Here is a 10,347-nt window from a genome sequence, read left to right as displayed (position 1 = left end):
TTTTGAATGATACTAATTCTAGTATTGTTGTTAATCCTGAAACTGTAAATATTGGCAACAATGTTACTATTTCTGGTGAGCTTGTTGGTTATGTTGGTAATGGCTCTGATTCTTTGACTGTTAGTGTTGATGGTAATGTTTATGATGATGTTATTATTAATTCTACTGGTGGTTGGAGTCTTAATTACACAACTAATCGTACTGGAAACATAACTGTTACTGTTAGTTATGTTGGTAATGAGAATTATACTGGTTTTACTAATGCAAGTAGTTTTACTGTGATTTTGAATGATACTAATTCTAGTATTGTTGTTAATCCTGAAACTGTAAGTATTGGTGATAATGTTACTATTTCTGGTGAGCTTGTTGGTTATGTTGGTAATGGCTCTGATTCTTTGACTGTTAGTGTTGATGGTAATGTTTATGATGATGTTATTATTAATTTTACTGGTGGTTGGAGTCTTAATTACACAACTAATCGTACTGGAAACATAACTGTTACTGTTAGTTATGTTGGTAATGAGAATTATACTAGTTTTACTAATGTGACTAGCTTTTTAGTGGCTAAGAATGGTGTTAATTCTTCTATTAATATTCCTAGTGATGTTAAGGTTGGAGATTCTATAATAATTGATGGTGTTTTATCTGATGAAAATGGTAATCCAATAGCTAATACTACTATTACTGTTATTATTGATGGTGAAAACTTTAATGTAACAACTGCTGATAATGGTAGTTGGAATCTTAATTACACTCCAACTTATGCTGGTGACTTTACTATTAATGTTACTTGGGAAGGTAATGATAATTATACTAGTTTTACCAATAATACTAACTTTACTGTTACTAAGTTAGCTACATATTCTAGTATTGATATTTCAGGTGATTTTAGAATAGGGAAAACTACTGTTATAAGTGGTGTTCTTCTCGATGAGGAAGATAATAAAATAGCTGATAGTGAATTAGAAATCACTATTGATGGTAAAAAACATTTAGTGAAAACCAATTACAATGGTTACTGGTATTTAACTTATAAACCCAAAAGCATTGGAAAAACTACAGTTGTACTTAATTTCAATGGTGATACTAAATATTTAGGTTTCACTAACAGCACTAGTTTTGATGTTAAAAAAGGTGAAAGCTTTGTTAATGTTACTATTAATGAAAATAAGAATGGTTCTGTTGATTTGATTGTTAAAGTAGTTGATGAAGATGGTGATACCATACCAGATTATAAAGTTGACGTTGAATTAGATGGTAAATACATAGGATCTGTGATAACAGACTCTGATGGAGTTGGAATATTCCATATACCCAATTCTAAACTTACACCTGGTAAACATAAGATTACAGCTTTATCAGATAATGAAAATTACTTTAGTAATCTAGCATTTGCTGAATTTGAAACCAAAAACAACAACAATAATAAAACTAATAATACTAACAATACTAATAGTACTAATAATACTGAAAATGATACAAGTGATAATCCAGTAGCAATAGCTACTATGAAAAATACAGGAATACCAATAATGCCCATCTTAGTATTTTTATTAAGTGGCTTAGGTTTAATTTATAGGAAAAAATAAAATTAAAAACTTTTTCAAGGATATTATTTTTATATCCTTTTTTTATTTCAAAGAGAAATTTATTCTATATATTTTTTTATCTTTTTTTTTTATCTTGATGTTTGTTAATATTTACACTAAATAGGATAATATTAAACTTTTTTTGGATTTGAGATATTTTAATATTTTTTAATCTTGATTCGGATCATCTTAAATTTTTACTTCTATTTATTATAAAATAACAAAAACAACTCTTCCACCCAACCCCAACCCAACCCCAACCCCCCATTAAACAATGAATAACATATTAATTTTATGAACACTAATATAATTCATTATAAAGCTATTATTTAAAGCATAGTTGGATTGCTAAATATTAATTAAAATGTGGAAATAAAGTAAAAATAAGTAATTGGAAAAAAGAATAAAATAACAGTAATCTAAAGCTAGTTTTGATTTTCAATTCTTTTTGTTGCTGAATAATTTTGAGTATTAAAACAAGTTAATATTTTTAGTTATAAAAGTTTAGGAATAACCATGAATATAACGAAAAATATATTTAATAAAAAATATAACTATTGTTATATTGAATAATTATTTTAAAAATAAATTGAATTTGATGTTTAATTATGATAATGAAAAATAATAAAAAACAAATAAAGAATGAAATAACTGATAAAATAAACAATAAGAAGCTAAGTTTCCAAACAAGAGCTGTTCATATTGGAAATGATATTGATAAAGATACAAATGCTATTAAAAGACCTATAACTATGGCTAATAGCTATAAATTACCTCATGATCCAAGTGTTTTAAATTGGAGTGGTGTTGATGATAATATTTACACAAGAAATGGTGGTTCAAATCAAAAGTACTTAGAAAAAAGGATAGCTTCTCTTGAAAATGCTGAGGATTGTATTGTACTTTCAAGTGGAGTTGCAGCATTATCTGGTTTGTTTTTTTCTCTTTTAGAAACTGGAGATCATGTGATATTTTCAAATGTTACATATATCGCAGTTTACAGGCTTTTAAATGAGTTATTTAATAAAAAATTTAAAGTTGAAACTACTATTGTAGATACTAGAGATATTGCAAATGTTAAATCTGCAATAAAGGATAATACTAAATTAATTCATATTGAAACTCCAGGAAATCCAACATTATCTATTGTTGATATTTCAGAAATTGCTAAAATAGCTCATGAAAATGATATACTTGTTTCAGTTGATAATACTTTAGCTTCTCCTTATAATCAAAGACCCATTGAACTGGGTGCAGATTTTTCAATTGAGAGTCTTACTAAATATATTAATGGTCATGGAGATTCTATGGGTGGTTCAATATCTGGAAAAGCTGAGTATTTGGATATAATAAGAAGAGACTCTCAAGTTAATCTTGGTGGAACAATAAGTCCTTTTAATGCATGGCTTATAATGAGAGGTGCTGTAACTCTTCCTTTAAGAATGGAACAACATAATAAAAATGCTTTAAAAATAGCTAAATTTTTAGAAAGCTTATCTATTGTCACTTTCGTAGCTTACCCTGGATTAAATTCTCATAACAATCATGATATTGCAGTTAAACAAATGGGTTCTGGTTTTGGTGGTGTTTTATCCTTTGGATTAGATACAAGTCATGATAAACATAATGAGTTTGTTAGTAATTTAAATATAATTACATCAGCTGTTTCTCTTGGTCATGATGAAAGTTTAATTGTTTTTATTGGTGAAGATGATGAAAGGCAATATTTATATCCAGAAGAGTTTAACAATGGATTTTTCCGTTTTAGTGTTGGTTTAGAAGATTCGAATGATTTGATTAATGATATTAATCAAGCTTTAATTAAAACTGGTATTTTATAGGTTTTATTCTCTTATTTAGTTTTTATTTACCTTTTTTTAGCTTTTTTTTAGCTTTTATTTAGCTTTTCTTTAGTTTTTCTAGTTTTTCTTTAGTTTTTAGATTAAATTTTCTTTAGTTTATATTTTTTAGCTTATATTTTCTTTAATTTATATTTTCTTTCTTTATCTTTTACTTTCTATTATTCTTTAATTTTTTATTTCAATTTTTGTTTTTATTTTTTTATTTCATAAAATTGTATAAATGAAAATTTTATTAGTGGTGTAAACTATAATAATATTTATTAATGTTAATTAGATTATTATTTGGTAGGTATCATTATGAAAACGATGGAATGGAAAGATAACAAGTTAATACTCATAGATCAAACTAAATTACCTGATGATTTAACTTACTTTGAATGTAAAACTTATAAAGATGTTATATTAGCTATTAAAACAATGGTTGTTCGTGGAGCTCCTGCTATTGGTGTAGCTGCTGCTTTTGGAATGGTTCTTGGGAATATTGCAGGTGAAGATTTAGAAAAAGTAGCTAAAGAAATAAAAGCATCTAGGCCAACAGCTATCAACCTTTTTTGGGCTGTTGATAGGGTACTTTCTAGTGATAATCTTCTTGATGAAGCTTTAGAAATGTATAAAGAGGATATTGAAACTAATTTAGCTATTGGTAGGCATGGTGCTGAAATTATATCTGATGGAGATACTATTTTAACTCATTGTAATGCTGGGGCTTTAGCTTGTGTTGATTATGGTACTGCTCTCGGTGTTGTTAGGTCTGCTTTTAATGAAGGTAAAGATATTAATGTTATTTGTGATGAAACTCGTCCTCTTGGTCAAGGAGCTCGTCTTAGTGTTTGGGAAATGCAACAAGAAGACATTCCTGTAAAATTAATTCCTGATGTAGCTGCAGGTTATTTGATGCAACAAAATGAGATTAATAAGGTTGTTATTGGTGCAGATAGAGTAGCTCATGATGGTATAGCTAACAAAATTGGATCTTTAATGGTGGCGCTAGCTGCTAAACGTTTCCATGTTCCTTTTTATGTTGCAGCTCCTCTCAGTACTTTTGATCGTGAAATTTCAATTTATGATACAGAAATAGAAGAAAGGGGTTCTGAAGAGGTAACTCATTATGGGGGATGTCGTATCTGTCCAAAGGGAACTGAGGTTAGAAATCCTGCATTTGACATTGTTCCAAAAGATTTAATCACTGGTGTAATTACTGAAAAAGGAATAATTGATTTGGACAATTTTAAAGAATTTTTTCAAAAATTAAAGTATGAATAAATTGTATATTTGATAAAAAAACTATCTCATTTATAAAAGGTATTATATGAATAATAGTATTATTGGAATAATTGATTTATATGAATATTGGGTTAATAGAGATTATAGAAATAGAGTTATAGAAATAGAGTTATATGAATAGAGTTATATGAATAGAGTTATATGAATAGAGTTATATGAATAATAGGGTTATATGAATGGAATTATATGAATAATAGGGTTATATGAATATTGTAGGAATAATGGTGTTATATGAATGAAACAGAACAATTATTAAATAAGTTAAAAAAATTAGGAGAAAATGATTCTATTGAAGCTATGGATCTTTTTAAGATTCTAAAGGAAGAATCTAAGAATGTTTCTATCAATACAATTATGGGTATGAGTACATTTCTTAGAGATGACTTTAGACATATTCAAGATAAGTATAAAGACCATTATACTGAATCTATACTTTCTCAATTACTTAGAATAAATGAAATAAAAAGAGATAATAATGTTTATCATACTAAAATTGATAAAAATAAATTTAATAAAGCTATTTCTAATATTACTAAATTTTTGAATTATGACAACCTATATAAAGGAGAAGACAAGTTTAACTTAATTTCAATATTAGTCACATTATATTCTTCTTTTTTAATTAAAAAACCAATTCATCCTGTTGGAACCACCTTTCCTGGTGAAAATTTAAAAGTAAGGGATGAAAATGGAGAATTTTTTTGTCCTGCTAAGAAAAAACAGATTAATAACCCAAATTCGTTATGTGTTTTTTGTGTTTGTAAAGAAGATTAATTTTAAAGAATTTTTTAAGATTGGAATATGATTAATATTTTAAAAATATTAATATTTTAAAAGTTTTAATTATAAAAACATTTTTTAGTTAAAAATATTTTATTAATTAGAAATATTCTTATTTTTACTTAAAAATGATTCTATATTAAATGTATATATAAATGATAAAAAGAATATAAATATCTCTAATGTGAAAACAACAAGCCTTTCAGTTAATCCTAGAATATTCAAGTCTAATGCTACTGAAATTGGGTTTAAAGTTCCAAATATGATTATTAGGATGGCTGTTATTATTGATATTTTTCCTAATTTTATAAATTTCTCTTTTTTTATAAAACCAATTCCTATAAAGAACAAAAATAATATTGTAAGAAGTACTGTTATTCCAGTTATAATAATATGCATTATGTTTTGAAAGTTTAGTGCAGCTTTATCTGGAGACAAGGGGAATAGTGCATATCCTATAAGTGATATTATTGTCATAGCTAATAGGAATATAAATCCTAATTTAGTAATGTGGCTATATTTCTTATTAAAAGATTCTCTCACGATTCCTATTGCAAATATAACTGCACATATACCATATATTAGTGTGAAAATCCCAATTAATTCTGCATTTGGTGACCCTACAGCTGTTAATGAGCTTATATCGGTTGTTATGGGATTATATTCTTTCCAAAGAGCTTGCCCTAAGAAAACATGAATAAAATAAAAAATTACACTTACCATTCCAAAAGCTTGTAGTAATTTTATGTTCATTATATTTTTTCTAGCTTTTTTTATATTTATTATTTTCTTTATAACAATATGAAACTTTTTAGATTTTTATGAAAACATTTAAATATAATTATTATTAATAATTATACTTATACCCCTATAGGTATTTTATATAAGTATTTTATGTAAATATTTTATATAGGATTTTATATATATGATTTTAGAATTTTAACTTAAAATTTTAAATAGAATTGATATAGGTGTAATATAAAAACCGATTTATTAAAAAAGTAATTTAACAATTAAATTAGTAATTTAACAATTAAATTAATAAATCTTAATAATTATTATTGTTATAAATATTATTATTTCTATAAGAAGTATTTTTGATATAGATAATTATTATTTGGTGATTAAAAATGAAAAAATGTATGGATTCTGATAACCTTCATCGAAGATTAAAAAAGATTATTGGGCAATTGAATGCTATTGATCGGATGATTGATGAAGATGTTCCTTGTGAAGATATTATAATGCAAATTAATGCTTCAAAATCTGCATTACACAAAGTTGGACAAATTGTTCTTGAAGGTCATCTTAATCATTGTGTTAAAGAGGGAATTGAAACTGGAGATTCTGAACAAACGATTAAAGATTTTACAAAAGCTATAGAATACTTTTCAAGACTTTAGTAATCTCATATTTATCTATATATTTTTTTTATTTATTATCTATACCTATACCCCTATGCCTATGAGGTATAAAATTGTTTTCAATAAATTGTTTTCAATAAATAATTATTGGAGTTTTAAAAATGGAAAATAAAAATAGCTTTATATATGAAGAAAAAAAATCAGTAATTTTTCTTATTGTTTCAGCTATAGCTTTGATATTAAGTTTTTTTAAAATATTCACCATTGGTCCAATCGATTTATCTTGGATAGCGATTTTACTTTGTGGATTACCAATTATTAAAGATGCAGTTGTTGGCTTAGTTACAGAGTTTGATATAAAAGCAGACCTTCTTGTTTCTATTGCACTTATAGCTTCTATTATTATCGGTGAAATATTTGCTGCAGGTGAAATAGCTTTTATTATGGCTATAGGTGGACTTTTAGAAGAGTTTACTGTAGCTAGATCTAGAGCAGGAATTGAAAAATTAGTTCACTTAACACCAAGAACAGCTAGACGAATTTCTAATAAAAATGGGGTTAACAATGAAGAAATTATCGATGCTAAAAAAGTTGAAATTGGTGATTTGATTCAAGTCTTACCTGGAGAAACTATTCCTGTTGATGGGGAACTTGTTAGTGGAGAAACTTCAATTGATCAATCAGTTATGACTGGAGAACCAGTTCCAATAGATAAAATTAAGGGAGATGAAGTTTTCAGTGGAACTGTAAATCAGTTTGGTTCTTTTGTTATGAAAGCAACTAAAATTGGAAAAGATAGCTCTCTTCAAAGAATGATTGACTTAGTTGAATCAGCTGATGCTGATAAATCTAAGATTGTCAGGCTTACTGATAAATGGGCCACTTGGATTGTTGTGATTGCACTTTCAGCTGCAATTGGCACTTATTTCCTCACAGGTGAGATAATTAGGTCCGTTACAGTCTTGGTTGTATTTTGTCCATGTGCTCTTGTTTTAGCTACTCCAACAGCTATTGTTGCAGCTATTGGGAATTTAACTAGATATGGAGTATTAATTAAAGAAGGAGATGCTCTTGAACGTTTATCAAAAATTAAAAATATTCTTTTTGATAAAACTGGGACTTTGACTTATGGTAAACCTGAAGTTCTTGATCTTATTGAATATAAATCTGATGAAGCAATTGATGATAATATAAATAATCAATATGGATCTTATAAACCATCTAATGATAATATAGATAATAAATTTAAATCCAATGATTCAAATAATGGAAATATGGATAATAACTCTCTAATAAAAATATTAGCTTCATTAGAAAATAAATCCGAACATCCTCTTGGAAAATCTATTGTTAATTATTATAAGAATTTAAATAGGGATAATAATGATTCAAAGGGCTCTGTTAATAATGGTACAACCTTTTTGAATGTAGATAATTTTGAAATGATCATTGGAAAAGGTGTTAAAGGATTGGTTAATGGTGAAGAAGTTTTAGCTGGAAATGAAGAACTTTTAATTTCTAAATCAGATGTTGAAATTGATCAATTATGGGTAAAAAATAATCTTCTATCATTTATTGATAGTGGAGCTACTATTATTTATATTGTTATTAGTAATAGTTTTAGAGGAGCTTTAGTTTTAGGAGATTCTTTAAGGGAAGATGCAAAAGAAACTATTAATAATATTAAAAAACTTGATCTGGATCCTGTTCTTTTAACTGGAGATACTGAAAAACCAGCTAAACATATGGCAGATCAAGTAGGAATTGATCAATTGTATTATAATTGTCTTCCTGAAACAAAAATGAAAGTCATCGATGGTTATCAAGATATAAAAAATGAACTTGTGGCTATGGTTGGAGATGGTGTAAATGACGCACCTTCACTTAAAAAAGCCCATGTTGGAATAGCTATGGGGGGAATTGGCAGTGATATCGCAGTTGATGCAGCTGATATAGCACTTGTTGGAGATGACATTAAGTCAATACCTCATCTTTTAGGAATTTCAAAAAAAGTAATGCAAACAATTAATATTAATATAATAATATCTCTTGGCTTAAATTTTATAGCTATAATCTTAGCAATGTTAGGTATTTTAGATCCTATTACTGGTGCACTAGTTCATAATGTTGGTTCTGTATTGGTTGTTATATATTCCTCACTTCTATTAAAATGGAAATCTGGTGGAATATCATAGAATCATAGGATGTCATAGGTTATTCGGGGATATATGTATAATATTCATAGGATATATTCTATAGGATGTATGGATATATTTTATAGGATGTATAAATATCATAATATTATAGTATATTTTAATATATTATAATAGATTATATTATCTTACATTATCTTATAGTATATTATGGTATATTATAGTATATTATAGTATATTATCGTATTTGGACATCAACAACGATATGCCACTCTTTTGGGCTACTTGATTTCACTTTACGAGTATTTAAAATCTTAAAACTTTTATTTTGCTTTTTAGCTATTTTTTCTATTCTTTTAATAGCTGATTCATACCCATCAGAAAATTCGTAATAATGAATAATCCCTTTATTATTAACAAGTGACATAGCTAACTCTAAAAAGTCTTTTGCAGTTCCTGGTAAGTTCATTATAATTCTATCAAATCTTATATTTTCTTTTATAAATTTTTCTTCAGCTATTTTGTTTATATCTCCTAAAATAGGGCGTATTTTTCCTTTGAGCTTATTAATTTCTATATTATTTTTCATGTATTTTATAGCTTCTTTATTAATATCGGTTGCATAAATATCTACTTCATGTTCCTTTGCTATTAGAATTGGAAATGGTCCAATTCCTGCAAACATATCTAAAATAATTTCTCCATCTTTCACTTGTTTAGCTAATCTTTTTCTTTCGGTAGCTAATCTGGGTGAAAAATAAACTTTTTTAACATCTAATTTAAGCCTAGCTCCATGTTCTTTATGTATTGTTTCGTAACTATCTTCTCCAGCTATAAGTTCTAATTTTCGTGTTCTTGTTACTCCTTCAACTGCACTTTTTTTCATAAAAACAGATTTTCGTCCTGTAAATGCAAGTGCTGCATTTCCAATGACATTCTTCTGATCTTCTAAATCTTCAGGTATTTCAAGAATAACAGTATCTCCTATTATATCAAAGGAAGTTTTTAAATCTTCAATTTCTTTTTCTGTTAGCTTTCCTTTAAGATGTTCAGTAAGACTTCTAGGTTTCTTTTTGACTTCTTTTAAATCTTTATCAACTATCTCAAAATGGATTTTTTCTTTTGTATTTTTTTTTAATTCTTTTTCAATATTTCCTTTAAGTTTAACATTGACTATTTCTTTATTTATTGGAATATAACCAAAATTATTCTCAGTAAGAATCTTGTAGTTTCTTGATATGATTTCTGTTTCCATTAGTATTTCACGAACTTCTTCTATATGTTTTAATGGAACTTTAATTGTTAACATAATATC

Annotated in this window: 8 protein-coding genes; 6 read left to right on the top strand and 2 right to left on the bottom strand. The window is 26.7% G+C overall.

Annotated features, from left to right (window positions below):
- From MBBAR_RS05220 to MBBAR_RS05205, 4 genes are all read left to right on the top strand, one after another.
- Window positions 1–1,589: Ig-like domain-containing protein (locus MBBAR_RS05220; protein ID WP_158082533.1), on the top strand; the 1,589-nt coding region annotated here is incomplete at its 5' end.
- Between the two features lie 608 nt (window positions 1,590–2,197).
- On the top strand, window positions 2,198–3,430 hold the full coding sequence (locus MBBAR_RS05215) for a trans-sulfuration enzyme family protein (RefSeq protein ID WP_211272914.1): 1,233 nt from the start codon (window positions 2,198–2,200) through the stop codon (window positions 3,428–3,430).
- A 318-nt stretch (window positions 3,431–3,748) separates the two neighbouring features.
- On the top strand, window positions 3,749–4,714 hold the full coding sequence (gene mtnA, locus MBBAR_RS05210; RefSeq protein ID WP_080460240.1) for an S-methyl-5-thioribose-1-phosphate isomerase: 966 nt from the start codon (window positions 3,749–3,751) through the stop codon (window positions 4,712–4,714).
- Window positions 4,715–4,966: 252 nt separating this feature from the next.
- Complete coding sequence (locus tag MBBAR_RS05205; protein ID WP_080460238.1) at window positions 4,967–5,509, top strand: DUF2115 family protein; 543 nt, start codon at window positions 4,967–4,969, stop codon at window positions 5,507–5,509.
- A gap of 102 nt (window positions 5,510–5,611) precedes the next feature.
- Here MBBAR_RS05205 and MBBAR_RS05200 read toward each other — a convergent pair whose 3' ends face one another.
- Window positions 5,612–6,238, bottom strand: coding sequence for a DUF998 domain-containing protein (locus MBBAR_RS05200; RefSeq protein ID WP_211272913.1), 627 nt, complete (start codon window positions 6,236–6,238; stop codon window positions 5,612–5,614).
- Between the two features lie 407 nt (window positions 6,239–6,645).
- Here MBBAR_RS05200 and MBBAR_RS05195 point away from each other — a divergent pair, with 407 nt between their 5' ends.
- Window positions 6,646–6,918: a metal-sensing transcriptional repressor gene (locus MBBAR_RS05195; RefSeq protein ID WP_042701709.1), complete on the top strand. Its 273-nt coding sequence runs from the start codon at window positions 6,646–6,648 to the stop codon at window positions 6,916–6,918.
- Between the two features lie 122 nt (window positions 6,919–7,040).
- Entirely contained in the window at window positions 7,041–9,074 is a 2,034-nt protein-coding gene (locus MBBAR_RS05190) for a heavy metal translocating P-type ATPase (RefSeq protein WP_080460234.1), read from the top strand.
- A gap of 196 nt (window positions 9,075–9,270) precedes the next feature.
- Here MBBAR_RS05190 and MBBAR_RS05185 read toward each other — a convergent pair whose 3' ends face one another.
- On the bottom strand, window positions 9,271–10,341 hold the full coding sequence (locus tag MBBAR_RS05185) for a class I SAM-dependent methyltransferase (RefSeq protein WP_080460232.1): 1,071 nt from the start codon (window positions 10,339–10,341) through the stop codon (window positions 9,271–9,273).
- Window positions 10,342–10,347: the final 6 nt, after the last annotated feature.

It is taken from the genome of Methanobrevibacter arboriphilus JCM 13429 = DSM 1125, assembly GCF_002072215.1.
GTDB classification, from domain to species: domain Archaea; phylum Methanobacteriota; class Methanobacteria; order Methanobacteriales; family Methanobacteriaceae; genus Methanobinarius; species Methanobinarius arboriphilicus.
The sequence above is the reverse complement of the archived record's forward strand: the minus strand, read 5'-3'. Positions and strand labels throughout refer to the sequence as shown.

What these genes read in the sequence shown, in the direction of transcription:
- MBBAR_RS05215 (WP_211272914.1), top strand. Translation starts at nt 2,198, where the DNA reads ATGATAATGAAAAATAATAAAAAACAAATAAAGAATGAAATAACTGAT.
- mtnA (WP_080460240.1), top strand. Translation starts at nt 3,749, where the DNA reads ATGAAAACGATGGAATGGAAAGATAACAAGTTAATACTCATAGATCAA.
- MBBAR_RS05205 (WP_080460238.1), top strand. Translation starts at nt 4,967, where the DNA reads ATGAATGAAACAGAACAATTATTAAATAAGTTAAAAAAATTAGGAGAA.
- MBBAR_RS05200 (WP_211272913.1), bottom strand. Translation starts at nt 6,238, where the DNA reads ATGGTAAGTGTAATTTTTTATTTTATTCATGTTTTCTTAGGGCAAGCT.
- MBBAR_RS05195 (WP_042701709.1), top strand. Translation starts at nt 6,646, where the DNA reads ATGAAAAAATGTATGGATTCTGATAACCTTCATCGAAGATTAAAAAAG.
- MBBAR_RS05190 (WP_080460234.1), top strand. Translation starts at nt 7,041, where the DNA reads ATGGAAAATAAAAATAGCTTTATATATGAAGAAAAAAAATCAGTAATT.
- MBBAR_RS05185 (WP_080460232.1), bottom strand. Translation starts at nt 10,341, where the DNA reads ATGTTAACAATTAAAGTTCCATTAAAACATATAGAAGAAGTTCGTGAA.